13 protein-coding genes are annotated in these 16299 nt (G+C 70.6%); 1 reads left to right on the top strand and 12 read right to left on the bottom strand.

The genetic code is table 11. The features are described 5' to 3' along the window. Positions 1-105 precede the first annotated feature (105 nt). The 10 genes from QH270_RS10765 to QH270_RS10720 form a co-directional block, all read right to left on the bottom strand. Entirely contained in the window at positions 106-1170 is a 1065-nt protein-coding gene (locus QH270_RS10765; protein WP_280340571.1) for a hemolysin family protein, read from the bottom strand. Then, on the bottom strand, positions 1163-2518 hold the full coding sequence (locus QH270_RS10760) for a hemolysin family protein (RefSeq protein WP_280340569.1): 1356 nt from the start codon (positions 2516-2518) through the stop codon (positions 1163-1165). Before QH270_RS10760 ends, QH270_RS10765 begins: the two co-directional genes overlap by 8 nt. Positions 2519-2763: 245 nt before the next feature. Then, positions 2764-4200, bottom strand: coding sequence for a GuaB1 family IMP dehydrogenase-related protein (locus QH270_RS10755; RefSeq protein WP_280340567.1), 1437 nt, complete (start codon positions 4198-4200; stop codon positions 2764-2766). A 42-nt stretch (positions 4201-4242) separates the two neighbouring features. Further along, positions 4243-5115: a DMT family transporter gene (locus tag QH270_RS10750; RefSeq protein WP_280340565.1), complete on the bottom strand. Its 873-nt coding sequence runs from the start codon at positions 5113-5115 to the stop codon at positions 4243-4245. A 218-nt stretch (positions 5116-5333) separates the two neighbouring features. Next, positions 5334-6803, bottom strand: coding sequence for a DEAD/DEAH box helicase (locus tag QH270_RS10745; RefSeq protein WP_432420336.1), 1470 nt, complete (start codon positions 6801-6803; stop codon positions 5334-5336). 255 nt (positions 6804-7058) lie between these two features. After that, positions 7059-7997: a M56 family metallopeptidase gene (locus tag QH270_RS10740; protein ID WP_232999471.1), complete on the bottom strand. Its 939-nt coding sequence runs from the start codon at positions 7995-7997 to the stop codon at positions 7059-7061. 63 nt (positions 7998-8060) lie between these two features. Then, positions 8061-8441: a BlaI/MecI/CopY family transcriptional regulator gene (locus QH270_RS10735; RefSeq protein ID WP_280340564.1), complete on the bottom strand. Its 381-nt coding sequence runs from the start codon at positions 8439-8441 to the stop codon at positions 8061-8063. A gap of 71 nt (positions 8442-8512) precedes the next feature. Continuing rightward, positions 8513-9337, bottom strand: coding sequence for an ABC transporter ATP-binding protein (locus QH270_RS10730; protein WP_280340562.1), 825 nt, complete (start codon positions 9335-9337; stop codon positions 8513-8515). Further along, on the bottom strand, positions 9334-10443 hold the full coding sequence (locus QH270_RS10725) for a FecCD family ABC transporter permease (protein WP_280340560.1): 1110 nt from the start codon (positions 10441-10443) through the stop codon (positions 9334-9336). The genes QH270_RS10730 and QH270_RS10725 overlap by 4 nt, the downstream gene beginning before the upstream one ends. Next, a complete protein-coding gene (locus QH270_RS10720; protein WP_280340558.1) occupies positions 10440-11486 on the bottom strand; it encodes a FecCD family ABC transporter permease in 1047 nt (348 codons plus the stop codon). Before QH270_RS10720 ends, QH270_RS10725 begins: the two co-directional genes overlap by 4 nt. A 112-nt stretch (positions 11487-11598) precedes the next feature. Between QH270_RS10720 and QH270_RS10715 the strand changes: the two genes are divergently transcribed. Continuing rightward, positions 11599-12309 carry a hypothetical protein gene (locus QH270_RS10715; protein WP_232999467.1) on the top strand — a complete coding sequence of 237 codons (711 nt, stop codon included), beginning with the start codon at positions 11599-11601 and terminating at the stop codon, positions 12307-12309. On the opposite strand, the gene QH270_RS10710 is transcribed toward QH270_RS10715, so the two are convergent. Together QH270_RS10710 and QH270_RS10705 are read right to left on the bottom strand one after the other, a co-directional pair. After that, on the bottom strand, positions 12306-13736 hold the full coding sequence (locus tag QH270_RS10710; protein WP_280340555.1) for a wax ester/triacylglycerol synthase family O-acyltransferase: 1431 nt from the start codon (positions 13734-13736) through the stop codon (positions 12306-12308). The two genes, QH270_RS10715 and QH270_RS10710, sit on opposite strands and share 4 nt — an antisense overlap. Then, positions 13733-14770 carry an alpha/beta hydrolase gene (locus QH270_RS10705; protein WP_280340553.1) on the bottom strand — a complete coding sequence of 346 codons (1038 nt, stop codon included), beginning with the start codon at positions 14768-14770 and terminating at the stop codon, positions 13733-13735. The genes QH270_RS10710 and QH270_RS10705 overlap by 4 nt, the downstream gene beginning before the upstream one ends. Positions 14771-16299: the final 1529 nt, after the last annotated feature.

The following is a 16299-nucleotide window of genomic DNA, read 5'->3' as shown; positions in this document are numbered from 1 at the left end:
CCGGGGGGCCCGGGGGCGGGGGGCGGGCGCCCGGGGGGGGCCCCCGGGGGGCGGGGGTCCGCCTGGGGGGCCCCGGGGGGGGGGTTGGCCGGGGGGGCTCGACGCTCATTCGCTGAGACGGTGGGTGCCGTCGCGGACGGTGCCGACGAACTCCTCGATCAGGTCTTCCAGGGCCACCACGCCGACGGTGTTGCCGCGACCGTCCACCACCCGGCCGAGGTGGGAGTTGGTGCGGCGCAACCGCGCCAGTGCCTCGAAGAGCGCGGTGCCCGTGCTCACCGTCGGCAGCGGACGGATGTCGGTGCGGGGGATCTGGGTGTCCGGTCCCGCGGAGTCGTCGGCGACCTTGTCGAGCACGTCCTTCACGTGCAGGTACCCGACCAGCGACCCGTCGCCGGCGCGCACCGGGTAGCGGGAGAAGCCCGTCTCGCCGACCGCCGCCTCGATGTCACCGAGCGTGGTTCCGTTGCCGCGCAACGGGACCGAGCGGGCCTGCGCCAGTGGCACCATCACGTCGCCGACGATGCGCTCCGAGGTGCCGAGTGCCTGGGTGAGCCTGCGGTGCTCCTCCTCGTCGAGCAGTCCCTCCGAGCGGGACTCGCCGATCATCTCGGCCAGCTCCACCGTCGACACCGTCGCTTCGAGCTCGTCCTTGGGCTCCACCCGCAGCATCCGCAGCGAGATGTTGGCCAGGAAGTTGTACAGCGCGATGAGCGGGCGCGCGATCCGCAACCACACCAGGTGCACTGGCACCAGCAGCAGCGCCGATCGTTCCGGCCCGGCCAGCGCGATGTTCTTCGGCACCATCTCGCCGAGCAGGATGTGCAGGATCACCACCAGCGTCAGTGCCAGGGTGAACGACACCGGATGCAGCAGCTGATCGGGCATGCCGAGCGCGTGGAACGGCTGCTCGAGCAGATGCGCCACCGCGGGCTCGCCGACGCGGCCGAGCAGGATCGAACAGATGGTGATGCCGAGCTGGGCCGCCGCCAGCATGATCGAGAGGTTCTCGCCCGCCTCGATGACGGTCTTCGCCTTCCGCTTGCCCTGGGCGACCAGGGCTTCCAAGCGGTCACGCCGCGCCGAGATCAGCGCGAACTCGGCGGCGACGAAGAACGCGTTGGCCGCGAGCAGGACCACGGTGAGGACGATGCCGAACAGGTCACCCATGGTTGTGCTCCCGTGCCGCCAGGTGCGCCGCGTCCACCGGGATCAGGCGCACCCGGTCGATGCGGCGGCCGTCCATCCGGTCCACCCTGGCGATCCAGCCGCCACCGGTGCCGCGGGATTCGGGCAACACCACCTCGTCGCCGGTGGCCGGGATCCGGCCCAGCTGGGTCAGCACGAGGCCGCCCAGGGTCTCGTATTCGCCTTCGGGCGCTTCGTATCCGGTCGCGCGCGACACCTCGTCGATGCGCAGCAGACCCGAGCAGTCCCAGCCGTCGGAGACCCGGCGGACATCGCGTTCCTCCTCGTCGTGCTCGTCGCGCACATCGCCGAGGATCTCCTCGATCAGGTCCTCCATGGTCACCAGGCCCGCGGTGCCGCCGTATTCGTCGACGACCAGCGCCACCTGCATGCCGTCGGCACGGACCCGCTCGAGCACTTCGTCACCGTCGAGGCTGGCGGGCACGATCGGCACCGCCATCGCCAGCTTGCTCAGGGGGATGTGCTTGCGCAGATGCGCCGGATGGGTGAACGCCTGCTTGACGTGGACCACGCCGAGCGAGTTGTCCAGGTCGCCGTCGATGACCGGGAACCGGGAGTAGCCGGTGCGGGCGGAGGCGGCGATGAGATCGGCGACGGTGTCGTCGCGGTCGAGGGATTCGACCTTCACGCGCGGGGTCATCAGGTCTTCGGCGCTGCGCTCACCGAATTCCAGCGAACGGTCCATCACCTGCGCGGTGCGCTGGTCCATGGCGCCGCGCAGCGCCGAGGTGCGGACCAGCGAGCCGAGTTCCTGCGGGGATCGCGCCGAGCGCAGTTCCTCCGCGGGCTCGATGCCGAGCCTGCGCACGATCCAGTTGGCGGCGCCGTTGAGGAACCGGATCAGCCACTTGAACAGCGCGGAGAACCAGATCATCGGACCCGCGGTGAGCCGGGCCGTCGACATCGGTTCGGCGATCGCGATGTTCTTGGGCACCAGCTCGCCGTAGATCATCGACAGCGAGGTGGCCAGGATCAGCGCCACGACGAGGGCGACACCGTGCGCGGCGCTCGGGCCCAGCCCGACCGCGTCCAGCAGCGGCGCGAACAACCGGGCGAGCACCGGCTCGGCGATGAAGCCGGTGATCAGCGTGGTGATGGTGATGCCGAGCTGGGCGCCGGAGAGCTGGAACGACAGGGTGTTGTGGGCCTGCTTGACCAGCCGGGACCGCACGTCACCGGCGCGCGCGGCGGCCTCGACGGTGCTGCGTTCCAGGGCGGTGAGGGAGAACTCGGCGGCGACGAAGAGCGCCGTACCGAGGGTGAGAGCGACGAAACCGATCAGGCTGAGCACTGTCAGCACGACAGACATTCCTCAGCACCACCTGGACACGGTGGTGGGGACGGATCGAACGGACGCTGCGGAAAGGAGGACGCCGGGTTTGTCACCCGGCTCCGTAGAGGAACCCTCCTGTGTGGCGCCCTTGGACGCGGGTGACAACTGGATCCTTTCGGTGGAAGCAAGCATGCCGATATCGGCAACACCATAGTAATCGCTCCCCACCGATGATGCGTCAGCGGCGCGGGCCGGTCCCGTCCGGAACCGGCCCGTCGTTCTCACCAGCCGCTGGGCAGCGGGCGTCCCTCCGCGAAGCCGGCGGCGGACTGCACACCGAGGACGGCGCGCTCGTGGAACTCCGGCAGCGAGCGGGCGCCCGCGTAGGTGCAGGAGCTGCGCACGCCCGAGCAGATGTGGTCGATGAGGTCCTCGACGCCGGGGCGCTCGGGGTCCAGGCGCATGCGCGAGCTGGAGATGCCCTCCTCGAACAGGGCCTTGCGGGCGCGGTCGAAACCGCTGTCGGCGGTGGTGCGGGCGGCGACGGCACGCTTGGAGGCCATGCCGAAGCTCTCCTTGTACTTGTTGCCGTCGCGGTCGACGCGCAGGTCGCCGGGGGACTCATAGGTTCCGGCGAACCACGAACCGATCATCACGTTCGACGCGCCCGCCGCGAGCGCGAGGGCGACGTCGCGTGGGTGCCGCACGCCACCGTCGGCCCACACGTGCACGCCGAGTTCCTTTGCCGCCGCGGCACATTCGGCGACCGCCGAGAACTGCGGCCGCCCGACGCCGGTCATCATGCGGGTGGTGCACATGGCGCCGGGACCGACACCGACCTTGATGATCGTCGCGCCGGCCTCGGCCAGGTCGCGGGTGCCCTCGGCCGAGACCACGTTGCCCGCCACCAGCGGCAGCCCGAGGCCGAGATCGGCGACGGTGCGCAGGGATTCGAGCATCTTGGTCTGGTGGCCGTGCGCGGTGTCGAGGACGAGCACGTCGGCGCCCGCCTCGGCCAGCGCCTTCGCCTTGGCGGCCACGTCACCGTTGATGCCGACCGCCGCCGCGATGCGCAGCTTGCCGTTCGCGTCCACCGCGGGGGTGTAGATGCCGGCGCGGATCGCGCCGGTGCGGGTCATCACGCCGGCCAGGGTGCCGTCGGTGTTGGTGAGCACGGCCAGCTGGGCGTGCGATTCGGCCAGGCGGTCGAAGATCTCGCGCGGGGACAGGTCGACGGGCGCCTGCACGAAATCGGTGACGGCGACCTCGCGCAACCGCGCGAACCGGTCCACATCGGCGCAGGCGCCCTCGGTGACCACGCCGACGGGCTTGCCGTCCTCGACCACGATCACCGCGCCGTGCGCGCGCTTGTGCATCAGGGCCACCGCGTCCGACACCGACTGGTCGGGGTCGAGGGTGACGGGGGTGTCGGCGGTGAGCGAGCGGCTCTTCACGAAGGCGATGGTGTCGGCGGCCGCCGGGATCGGCAGATCCTGGGGGAGTACCACGAGGCCACCGCGCCGGGCGACGGTCTCGGCCATCCGCTTGCCCGCGACGGCGGTCATGTTCGCGACCACGAGCGGGATGGTGGTGCCGGTCCCGTCGACGCTGGCCAGGTCGACATCGAACCTGGACGCGACATCCGTCCGGTTCGGGACGAGGAAGAGGTCGTCGTAGGTCAGGTCATACGGCGGCTGGGGTCCCGGAAGAAATCGCACTTGGTCGATGATAGCGCTGTGAGTGCCGGCGTGCGCAACACCTCAGCGCGCGCCCGCGGTGGGCTCGGGTGGCATCGCCGCCTGTGACCGGCACAGCAGGACCGCGGTCACGCACATGACCACCACGCAGGCCGCGACGACGAGCAGCCCGGCGCCGTCGGTGCGTAACCGCTCGTGGAGCGCGGTGAGGCCGAGGAAGGCGGCGGCGAGCGGCTCGGTCACCGTGGCCGCGGGCAGTGAGGCGATCAGCGGCCCGACCTGGTAGGCCCGTTGCTGCAGGGCGAAGCCGAGCAGACCCGCCGCTACCAGCGCCCAGGTCTGCCAGCCGGTGACCACCGCGCCGAGGCCGGTACCGAAGAGCGCGACGACCCGGTCGGTGAGCGCGGCGGCCAGCCCGAACAGGCACCCGCCCGCCACGCCGAGGGCGAGGGCCTGCTCGGCGGGGTCGGCGCGCAGGAACCCGGCCGCGGTCGCCGCGGCGACCACACTCAGCAGGATCGTCAGCGGCAGCGCCCAGTCGCGCAGCGGCGCGGTGTCGGCGCCCGCGGTCGGGTCGCCGACGACCAGGAACAGCACGAGTGCCAGGACGAGGACCAGCGCGGTCGTCGCGGCGCGGCCGCTGACGCGCTGCCGGTTGAGCCGCGCGGCCAGCGGCAGCGCGAAGACCAGCGAGCACACCAGGATCGGCTGCACCAGCAGCACCGCCCCGAAGCCGAGGGCGAGGACCTGCATGCCGTAACCGCCGATGTCGCCGACTATCCCGGCCCACCATCGGGGGCTGCGGACCAGTGTCCCGAGCAGGGTCTCGTCTCGCGACACCCCGGCGGCCGCCTGCTGCTGCGCCACCGAGGACACCGCGAAGAGCAGCGCAGCCAGCAGCGCGCAGACGATCGCGAGGATCGGACGGTCCGTCACCTGTTCAGTGTGGCCGACGGGCCTACCCGGCCACGACTCCCACGCCAGGAATCCGGACGCGACGCGCGTGTGGGGGACCGGGCATCACCGGCACGCGAGCTCACCCGCTGCGGGACGAGGGCGCCCGGCCGAGGCGGCGGGCCTTCGTCGACCGGCGGGGCGGGACGAGCGCGGACAGCAGCGTGGCCGAACCGTAATCGGTTCGGCCACGCGAGAACTCAGTTTGCGGTGCGGTTGCGGTGGGGCACCGAACCCGCCGGACGCGCGGCCCGGCGACGCGAATTCGTCGGCGTGTCGCCATTGCGGGCGTGTCCACCGGCGCCCGCGGGCTTGCGGGTCCGCGACTCACCCGCCGGACGTTCCCGGCGCGGCGCGCCACCGCGGCTGTGGCCCTGGGCGACCTCGGAACCCGGTGCGCCACCGGACCTTCCGCGCCGCGAGCGGCCGCCGCCGGACGACTTCGGGGCGTTCTGGGCCGGGGCGGCCGGCGCGGCCAGCGCGATGCCGCTGGGCTTGCGGGCGCCGGTGATCTCGACCAGGTTCCGGTCGCCGGGGCGCACGTCGACACCGTCGGTCCGCACGCCCGCCTTGCGGGTCATCGCGGCCACGTCCTTGCGCTCCTCGTCGGTGACCAGGGTGACCACGACACCGTCCTCACCGGCACGCGCCGTGCGGCCGGCGCGATGCAGGTAGGCCTTGTGCTCGGCGGGCGGGTCGAAGTGCACGACCAGCGAGACGCCGTCGATGTGGATGCCGCGCGCGGCGACGTCGGTGGTGACCAGCACCGGGACCGAGCCGTCGGCGAAGGCCGCCAGCGTGCGGGTGCGGTTGTTCTGCGCCTTGCCGCCGTGCAGCGAGCCCGCGGCCACACCGGCGCCACGCAGCTGCTTGGCCAGGCGGTCGGCGCCGTGCTTGGTGCGCACGAACATGATGGTCAGGCCCTCGCGGGCGGCGATCTCGGTGGCGACCGAGCGCTTGACGTTCTTGTCGCGCACGTACAGCAGATGGTGCGACATGGTGGTCACCGACGCCTCCGGCGGCGCGGTGGAATGGGTGACGGGCTGGTGCATGTAGCGCTTGACCAGCTTGTCGACGTCACCGTCGAGGGTGGCCGAGAACAGCAGACGCTGACCGTCTCTCGGCGTGCGGTCCAGGAGCCGGGTGACCTGGGGCAGGAAGCCCATGTCGGCCATGTGGTCGGCTTCGTCGAGCGCGGTGATCATCACGTCGGACAGGTCCGCGGCGCGCTGCTTGATCAGGTCGTCGAGACGGCCGGGGGTGGCGATGAGCAGATCGACGCCGCGCGCGAGCCGGTCGGCCTGGCGCTTGATCGGCGCGCCGCCGACGACCGAGGCGACGCGCAGGCCCAGCGAGAGCGCGGCCTCGTCGAGCGCGCGCTCGATCTGGGTCGCCAGTTCGCGGGTGGGCACCAGGACCAGACCGCGCGGGCGGCCGGGCTTGGCGGAGGCGCCGGTGAGGCGGGTCAGCATCGGCAGGCCGAAGGCGAGGGTCTTGCCCGAGCCGGTCGGGCCGCGACCGAGCACGTCACGCCCGGCGAGCGCGTCGCCGATGGTGGCGGCCTGGATGGGGAAGGGCTTCTCGATGCCGGCGTTGCGGAGGGTCTGCACCAGGGCGACGGGCAGGCCGAGCTCGGCGAAGGTGGCGTCAGGACGCGTGGAGGTAGACAAAATGGCCTTTCGTTGGGCTGCGCATCGCGCTGGAAGATGACCGGCGCCGATGACCCGGAGCCGCGCACGGCGGGCCCGGGGTGCGGCCCAGCAGGAAGGACCGGTCTCCCAGGGTAGTCGTGTTCGCGCTCGTGTGGGTAAACAAGCTGGTCAGCCGGTGGTTTGTAGCGGTGATTGTGTGCACGCTCCGGCCGCGTCCGGAAACGGTGCCGCGCGGGGTCGGCGATGGCCGGGCGCGCGTGACTGATCGCCAGGTCAGCCGTGGAAGAGCCGGTTGAGCTCCTGCAGCCACGGCACCGCGACGGCGAGGGTCGGCACCACCAGGATCGCGGCCGAACCGAGGTAGGCGGCCGTGGCGACTCTCACGTCGCCGGTGTGCCCGGCAAGGCGCTGGATGCGGATCAGCGTGGTCGGCCCGCCCGCGGCGAGCGCGCCCTGCGGCGCGGTCGACTTCGCGCACGCGACGAGGGCGCGGGCCAGTGGCTTGGGGCCGGTCACCTTCACCGCGGAGTCGTCGGCGAGCAGCTCGATGAGCAGTTTCACCGAGCCGAGCGCGGCCTTGCTGCGGACCACCCGGGGAAAGGCCTCGTGCACGGCGGTGAACGCCTCGAGCACCAGGTCGTGGCGGGCCCGCAGATGCGAACGTTCGTGGCTCACGATCGCGGTGACCTCGGCGTCGTCGAGGTTGGTCAGGGTGCCTTCGCTGAGCACCACCCGCTGACGCAGACCGGGCAGGCAGTAGGCGATGGGTTCGGTGGCGGCGAGCACCCGGATGTCGGCGGCCCGCCGGACGGGGCCGCTCTGATCGAGCAGGTCGACCAGCATGCGATGCCGGGACCTGCGGCGACGGGTGTGCACGCCCACGCGCACGATGGAGAACATGAGCCGGGCGCCGACCATCAGGGTCAGCGCGAAGACCGTCACGTACACCGTCCACAGGGGCAGACCGAGCGCGTCGATCTCCTTGGTGGGGGAGGTGGTCGGCCTACCGTCGGGGCCGGGAACGAGCAGCAGACTGGCGATGGCCAGCCCCGAGCCGAAGGCGCTGAGCACGGCGGCCAGCGCGATGGCCTGCCACAACACCAGCGCCGCGCGCGGCGTGCGGTGCACCCAGGTCGCGCGGCTGAGCAGTGCGGGCACCGGCCCTGCGAGAAGCAAGGCGAGACCTGCGAAGACTGCCGCGGTTGCGTTCATCGACTCTGCTCACTGCGTTGTGGGACCAGGGGCGCTCACGTCGTTGTGAGAGCCGCCAGGAGTCTAACTGCTCTGCTCGTCGGATTCGAGCTTGGCGAGAGCCTCCCGCAGGGCGTCGGCCTCGTCCTTGCCCACCTGTTCCACGAAGTGCACGAGCGCGGCCGCGCGGCTGCCCGAGGCGTCGGCCTGCTGCAACGCGTCCACCATCAGGCTCGCGACCAGTTCGTCGCGGGTGTGCACCGGTGCGTATCGATGCGCGCGGTCATCGCGGCGCTGCACCACCAGATTCTTCTTCGCCAGTCGCTGCAGCACCGTCATGACCGTGGTGTACGCGAGCTCACGCCGCGCGGCCAGTGCTTCGTGGACCTGCCGCACCGTCTGCGGTTCGTCGGCCGACCACAACTGGTCCATGACCGCTTTTTCGAGTTCGCCGAGTCCTGCCATCCCACAATTTTACGGACTCAACGACAAAGATGCGTACTACAGATTGTCGTAACGGGGGGTTTGCTGGTGTGTCATTCGTCATACCCGTCGGCGCCGTGCACGTGCCGGGTGCCGATCGGGACGATGAGCGGGCGCCCCGAGACCGGGTCGGTGAGCACGGTCGCCTCGAGGCCGAACACCTCGGCGAGCAGCTCGGCGGTGACGATCTCGGCGGGCTTGCCCCGCGCCACGATCCGGCCCTGCGCCATCACCACCAGCTCGTCGCTGTAGCGGATGGCGAGGTTGAGGTCGTGCAGCACCATCACCACCGTGCGGCCGAGGTCGGCGTGCAGCCGGTCGACGAGGTCGAGCACCTCGAGGCTGTGCGCGAGGTCGAGATAGGTGGTCGGCTCGTCGAGCAGCAGGATGTCGGTGCCCTGGGCCAGGGCCATCGAGATCCAGGCGCGCTGCCGCTGGCCACCGGAGAGCTCGTCGAGGGTGCGTTCGGCGAGGTCGGCGATGCCGGTCTGGGCCAGCGCGGCGGCGACCTCGGTCTCGTCGTCGGCCGACCACTGCCGCAGCCAGGACTGGTGCGGGTGGCGGCCGCGGGCGACCAGGTCGGCGACGGTCAGGCCCTCCGGGGCGACCGGGGTCTGCGGCAGCATGCCGACCACCCTGGCCACGTCCTTGGTCTTCATCGTCGAGATGGCCTTGCCGTCGAGCACGACCTGACCGGCGCGCGGGCGCAACAGCCTGCCCAGCGACTTGAGCAGCGTGGACTTGCCGCAGCCGTTGGGCCCGATGACGGTGGTCACCACGCCGGGGGCGATGTCGAGGCTGAGCTCGTCGACGATCACCCGCTCGCCGTAGCCGAGGGAGACGCTGTCGGCGGCGAGGCGGTGGGCGGGGCTGGTCATGAGAGCGTGGCCTTCCGGTTCATGCGGACGAGCAGATAGAGCAGGAACGGTCCGCCGAGCGCGGCGGTGACGATACCGACGGGCAGGTCGACGGGCAGCAGCGTGCGCGAGACGATATCGGCTCCGGCGACCAGCCCCGCGCCGGTGAGCGCCGAGGCGATCAGCGGTTCACCGGGCGTGCGCAGCGCCATCCTGGCGATCTGCGGTGCCGCCAGCGCCACGAAGCCCACCGGCCCGACCGCCGCCGTCGCGACCGAGGCCGCCACCACGGACGCGCCGATCAGCAACGCCTGCTGGGACTGGATGCGCACGCCGAGCACCCGCGTCGACTCCTCGCCGAGGCGCAGCGCCGCCAAGGTACGGGCGGAGACCAGCGCCACCACCGTGACCACGGTGAGCGCGATCGCCGCGGGCACCGCCCGCGCCAGGTCGGCGGCGTTGAGCGAGCCGTTGAGCCAGATCTGGGCCCTGGCGGCATCGGTGAGACTGGCCCGGGTGAGCAGCCAGCTGATCACCGACATCAGCACCGCGTTCACACCGATACCGATGAGCACGAGCCGAAACCCGGTGACGCCCTGTTCCCCGGTCCGGCCGCGTCCCCAGGCGAGCACATAGATCAGTATCGCCGTGAGCAGCCCGCCGAGCAGCGCGGCCAGCGGGGCGCCGACGGTCGCGATCAGCCCGGTGGTCGCGCCACCGCTGCCGACCAGCACCGCGACCGCGCCGACGCTCGCGCCGGTGGTGATGCCGAGCACGTCCGGTCCGGCGAGCGGGTTGTGCAGGATCGACTGCATCAGCGCGCCGGAGAGCCCGAGCGCGGCGCCGACCACGACGGCCGTGAGCGCGCGCGGCAGCCGGGATTCCATGATGATGAAGCGCTGCGATCGGGTGCCGCCGCCACCGAGCACCTCGAGCACCCGGCCCAGCGGGATCCGGGTGTCACCGACGGCGATGTCCAGGCAGAACAGGCCGAACACCAGGACGGCCAGCGCCAGGACTACCCCGAACAGCACGGGCCGCAGGACCAGCGACACCGGTCCCACCCGCAGCGCGGGTCGCACCCGGGCCAGGGTCTCCTTCGGCGCCTCGGTCTCGATCGTGCTCACAGACTCACCAACTTCTTGCGGCGTACCAGCGCGATGAAGAACGGGGCGCCGATCGCGGCCAGCATCACCCCGACCTGCAGCTCGCCCGGCCGGGCGACCACCCGCCCGGCGATGTCGGCCACGAGTAGCAACAGCCCGCCGAGCAGCGCCGAGTAGGGGACCAGCCATCGATTGTCCGGTCCGGTGATCGTCCGCGCGAGATGGGGCACCACGAGTCCGAGGAACGCGATCGGCCCGATCGCGGCGGTGGCGGCGCCGCTGAGCAGCACGATCGCGAACAGGCCGAAGGCGCGCGCCCGACCGAGGTCGACGCCGAGCCCGCGTGCGACGTCGTCACCGAGGCTGAGCAAATTGAGGTTCGGTGCCGCCGCGACCGCCATCGCCATGCCGAGGACGAGGAACGGCAGCACCTGCCAGAACACGTCGGCCTCGCGGCCGTTCACGGTCCCGACCACCCAGAAGCGATAGGTGTCCAGCGCCGCGTTGTCGAGCACGACGACCGCGTTCGTCATGGCCTGCAGAAACGCGGTGAGTGCGGCGCCGGCGAGCACCAGGCTCAACGGGCTGGCCTTGCCGCCGCCGATCGAGGACACCCCGAACACGATGACGCCAGCGATCGCCGAGCCGGCGAAGGCGAACCAGATGTACTGGCTGGGCATCGTGAAGCCGAACAGATAGATGCTGAGCGCGGCCAGGAAGCCGGCACCGGCATTGAGTCCCAACAAACCGGCATCAGCGAGCGGATTCCGGGTATACCCCTGGATGAGCGCGCCCGCGCTGCCCAGCGCCATGCCGGCGATCAGGGCCAGCGCGGTGCGCGGTAGACGCAGCTCACGCACGATTTCCTCGGCGGTGGAGCCGGCCGCGCAGCGGAACGGACCGCCGTCGCAGCCGAGAGCGTGCACGACGGCGTCTAGCACCGTGGCGGGTGCGAGCGAGCGGGTGCCGATGGCGACACTCGCGAGCACGGCCACGGTGAGCAGTACCGCGAGCAGAAGAAGCCCGGTCAGACGACGGCGTCTGACGCTGCCAGGGTGGATCACGGCGACGAACTTCTCCTGCCTCGATACCGGACACGACTTGTGAAGTCTGGTAAGCCTAACCTATGTTTCGTGACATCATCGTCACGGGAGCCCCACCGTTCGAGGAGGTTCGATGCCCGAGCCCGTCACCACCACCGCCATGACCCGCACCACCGCCGCGTTCGATCGCGCGTGCGCCAGGTTGCAATCGCTGCAACCCGAACATCCGCGGGTCTATGCCGTGGCGGCGATGGCAGGCCAGGGCAAACGGCGCTGGTGGCACGTGCCCAACGGCCTGTCCGAGGGGCGCGTCGAACTCATGTACCGCAGGCACGCCGCGGAGATGATCAACGACGACATAGCCGCCGAGGTGGTGGCGACCGCGCTCATCCATGCCGTGGTCGGCCGGGTGACCGCGCTGTTCGTCCTCGACGCGCAGGCCTGGGACCCGGGCCGCGACAACCTGTGGATCCATCACGACAACGACGGCGGCATCGACTGGGCGGGCCTGTCCGACACCACGATTCGCGTCGTCGACGGCGACCCCGACGCCGCCGAACCCGGGACGGTCGCGCTGCCGTGCGAGGCCGCGATGGCCGTCTGGCTGGCGCAGCGGTGCGCGTCGGCGCTGATCCCGCTGCAGTCGGTGCTCACCCGCTGCTCGGGGTTGCCCGCGCGCCGGTTCTGGTCGCTGGTCGGTGAATCCGTCATCGGCGCCGCGACGTACGTCCCCGACCTGGCCCGTGTCGACGGCGCCGCCGGGGCCCGCCGCGGCCAGCTGCTGCTCGGCGCGCTCACCGATCGCGGGCTCCCGGTCCGGCGCACCGGCTGCCTGCAACGTTAGGACGCCGGCGCGGGCACGTCCCGGCCCAGCGCGGCGGCGAGCGCGCGGAACGACCGCAGCAGCAGGTCGCCGTAGTGGTCCGGGTCCGGCATCATCGCGGCATCGGTCGTCACGGCGATCACGATCTCGTCGCCCTGCGAGGTGATCAGATGGCGCAGGCCGTCGCCGTCGAGGATCGGCAGTGAGCCGACCACGCGCCGGATCGGTCGGTCGAGAAAGACCAGGCTGTCGGTCACCGGCGGCACATTGCTGATCGTGGTGTTGCACAGCGGCACCGTCGAGGCGTCGTCGAAACGCCGCTGCGCCCTTGCCCATCCGGCCGCGCGCAGCAGCAGGGCGGGCGCGGTCTCGACCCGCCGATCGCCGCGCAGCACCACCGGGTTCGCGGCGCGCTGCTTGGCCCGGCTCGCGGATTCCTTGATCGCGGCGAGCCGCTCGGCCGGGTCGGCGATGTCGGTGTGCAGGTCGACGATCATCTGCGTGAGCTGATTCGCCGAATCCCAGTCGGCGACACCGCGCATCGACATCGGGACCATGGCGGCCAGGGAGCCGTCCGGAGTCTCGTCGTGCTCGGCGAGGTAGGCCGCGAGCGCGCCGGAGATCGTCGTCAGCATCAGGTCGTTGACGGTGACGCGGTACGGTGCCGCGGCCTTGGCGGCGAGCACCTCGGCCATCGGGATCGGCAGCAGCTGAAAGGTCGGCTCGGCGTGGATGTCCCGGTTGAACCGGGTCGCCGGGCGCTGCGCGATCGGTTCGTGGATCGCGCCCGCGTCGACCAGTTCCCGCAGTTCTTCCCCGGCGGCCGCGCCGCGGCGCAACCCGCCGACGAAGCGGACGGGCGCGGCGAGGAACGCGGCGGTCGTGCGCGCTGCGGTGCGCAGCGACGACGCCGGGTCGAGCCGGGTCGCCGGCGCGGGCGCCGTCCCGAACAGCCTGCTCTCGAGCGCGCGGGTCGCCACCCCGTCTCCCACACTGTGATGGAACTTGAGCACGATGATGGTGGCGGCGCCGGGCAGCGAGGGCACACCGTCGACGCGATCGAGGACATGGATCTCCCACGGCGGCCGCGTGAGATCCATCCGCGCCGAGGTGATCTCGGCGATCCGGGCGCGCGCGGCCGCCCACGACCCGTCGCCGGGCCGGTCGAGGACCACGTGCTCGCGCACCGACAGCCCGGGGTCGGGCACCCAGGACGGCAGATCCAGATCCAGCGGCACCCGCCGCAGGGTCCGGTGGAACAGCGCCGCGTGGCCGATGCTCGCGCGCGTCCAGTCCAGTACCTCGTCGAGGGTCACCGGCGGCCGCTCCGACGCGTCGGCGATGTACACCGCGACCACATTGGACAGGTGCCGGTCGGTCTCGTCGTAGACGAAGACCGCGTCGCGCGGGTTCAGTCGCGCGGAGCCGACCCGGAGTTCGGCGCTCACAGGCCGAGCGCCGTCGCCATCATCGGCCACGAGGCGTGCAGATCGTCCTCCCAGTAGCCCCACGAATGGGTGCCGGTCGGGCGGATGTTGTAGGTGATATTCGTGCGGCCGAGTTCGCGCGTGCGCTGCGCCAGATTCGCCGTGCAATACGCGGTCGCGGCCTCGATGCCGCCGCCGACGAGCATTTGATTCGTCAGAATCGAATTCGGATTCTTGCCGTTGATGTGCACGCGCGGATTCGACAAGGTGTCGTGTGGTCCCGGCAATCCGGTGCCCGCGGAAATATAGATCGGAATATCGGGCAAACGATGAGCTTGCACATAGGGGTCGTGCTCGCGCCAGGCGGCGTCGGTGGCCGGACCCCACATGTTCTCGACGTTGCCGCCACCCATCCGCACCACCAGCGAGACGAACGCCCGGCCGATCGGGTCGCTGGTCATCGCGCAGCCGCTGTAGGCGGACACGCTGCGGTACAGCTCGGGGGCCTGGATCGCCAGATCCAGCACCGAGGTGCCCGCCATCGAGATGCCGGCCAGCGAGTTCACCCCGTTGGTGCCGAAGGTCGCGTCGATCACCGGCGGCAGTTCCCGGGTGAGGAACGTCGTCCACATGTTGTTGCCGTTGTTCTCGAGGTTCTTCGCCAGTCCCTCGTCCGGCCGCTGCCAGTCGGTGTAGTAGCTGAACGCGCCCTCCATCGGGATGACGACGTTGACGTGCTTGTCCGCGAAGAACCCGCCCGCGTCGGTCTGCCCCGGCCAGTTGGCCGAATCCTCGCCGCCCCCGGCGCCGTTGAGCAGGTACAGCGTCGGAGCCGGGGTCGCCGTGTCGGTGGGACGCAGGACCCGCAGTGCGATGGTGCGATCCATGGCGGGGGAGTACACGGTGATGTCGGCGACCTGGCCGGACCGCGTCTGGCTCACCAGTCGCGCGCCGGGATCGGCCGAGGCGTGCGCGCCGTCGACGAACACCGGGGCCGAGGCCAGGGCCAGGACGCAGACGGCCGACATGACGCCGCGGAGCATTTCGTTCTTCATGGTGGTGCGAGCCTGCTGACTTCTCGGGCGGGAACGGGGGCCGGCCGGACCACGGCCGACCCCCGGCCACGCTGAACTACGTGCGCTGGGATTACTTGCCCGGGGTGGGCGTGCCGCCGCTGAGGCTGATCAGCGCTTGGACGAAGGGCAGCGCCGCGTCGCTGAGGCTGCCCGCGCCGGTCTCCAGCAGTTCGTAGAGGGAACCCATGTCTAACTCCTGATGGTGATGAAGTGGATCAGGCCCGGAATCGAGCCGAGGTGCTGTCGAGCACCGGGTTTACGGGAAGAAGGCCTCCACCGAACCCAGGAACGCGGCGAGCAGGCCGTCGCCTTCGGCCGCGGAACCCAAGCCCGCGATCGCCGCCATCATCAGCTCAGTCAACGAACCCATGGTCTAACTCCTTGCTTGTCGAACACCGGCACAGTCCGGGAGCTACTGTGACGCCGGTAACATATCGCGTCGGCCACAGATGTGGCAAACGTGTGTTTCACTCAGTGAACAGCCTGGTCAGCCGCCGATGGGCGTGCCACCGCTGAGGGAGATCAGGGCTTGGACGAACGGCAGGGCGCCATCGCCGAGGCTGGCCATGCCGGTCGCGAACATTTCGTAGAGCGATCCCACTTTTACTCCTTGGGGACGGTTTGATTCAGCGTTTCGGCTGAAATCGAAGGTGGTCGGCGGATCGAACTACGGGAAGAACGATTCGAGCGAGCCCAGGAAGGTCTCGAGCAGGAGGTCGCCCTGGTTCGCGGACGCCATTCCGCCCAGGACGCCGAGAAGTAGCTCATCGAACGAGCCCATGTTGTGTCTCCTTGCGCTGTCGTATGTGCCCCCGGAAATGGGGTGGTCCCACTTCGGGGGCGGTCATCACGATCGTGTAGCTGATGTGATGCCGGTAACGTAGCCCCGCCTCGGGTGAGTGGCAACCAGGTGTTTCACTCAATCCGATTGGTTCATTTTTTTCTTTCCTGATGGAAGCTACTCGCGCGTTGCTGTCACGCGCGGCGGGACTACGTGTGACCTGTAGTTACTGCGACTGTCTGGTACGGCAAACCGACCTCCGCTTGTGAACGGTCACGTTCACGACGAGACTGTCAAGGGGGATGGATATCTGGTGATAGCGTTCTGATCTGGGAACTTGTGAGACAAGTCGGTGGCTCCCGCTGTGAAGGTGTCTGCGCTTCCGGGAGTCCAGTACGTGTGGGTGATTCCGGTGGGCGGCGTCGCGGTGGCCCGACTGTTCGCTCGCCCCACGTTCGCCCGAACCGTCTGATCGGTCTCGGCGACCCCGCTGGGATATCCTCTTTATTCCTGGCTGAAACCGTGCTAAATGATGCATGAAAGCTATTGATTCGGCACATCCGAGGCCGTGGTCCGACTTGGGAAAACGTGTCGGGGGGGGGGGGGGGGGGGGGGGGGCCCCCCCCGGGTGGGGGGGTTTTTTTTTAAGCGGCGGGGGGCGGGGGGCCGGCGTGGCCCGCCGGGGCGGGCCGCGGCGTCCGCGCCCGCGCCGAGGGTGAACACGGCG

It is taken from the genome of Nocardia neocaledoniensis (assembly GCF_029868625.1).
Lineage (GTDB): Bacteria > Actinomycetota > Actinomycetes > Mycobacteriales > Mycobacteriaceae > Nocardia > Nocardia neocaledoniensis_A.
Note: the sequence above shows the minus strand (reverse complement) of the source record. Positions and strands in the feature narration are given on the sequence as shown.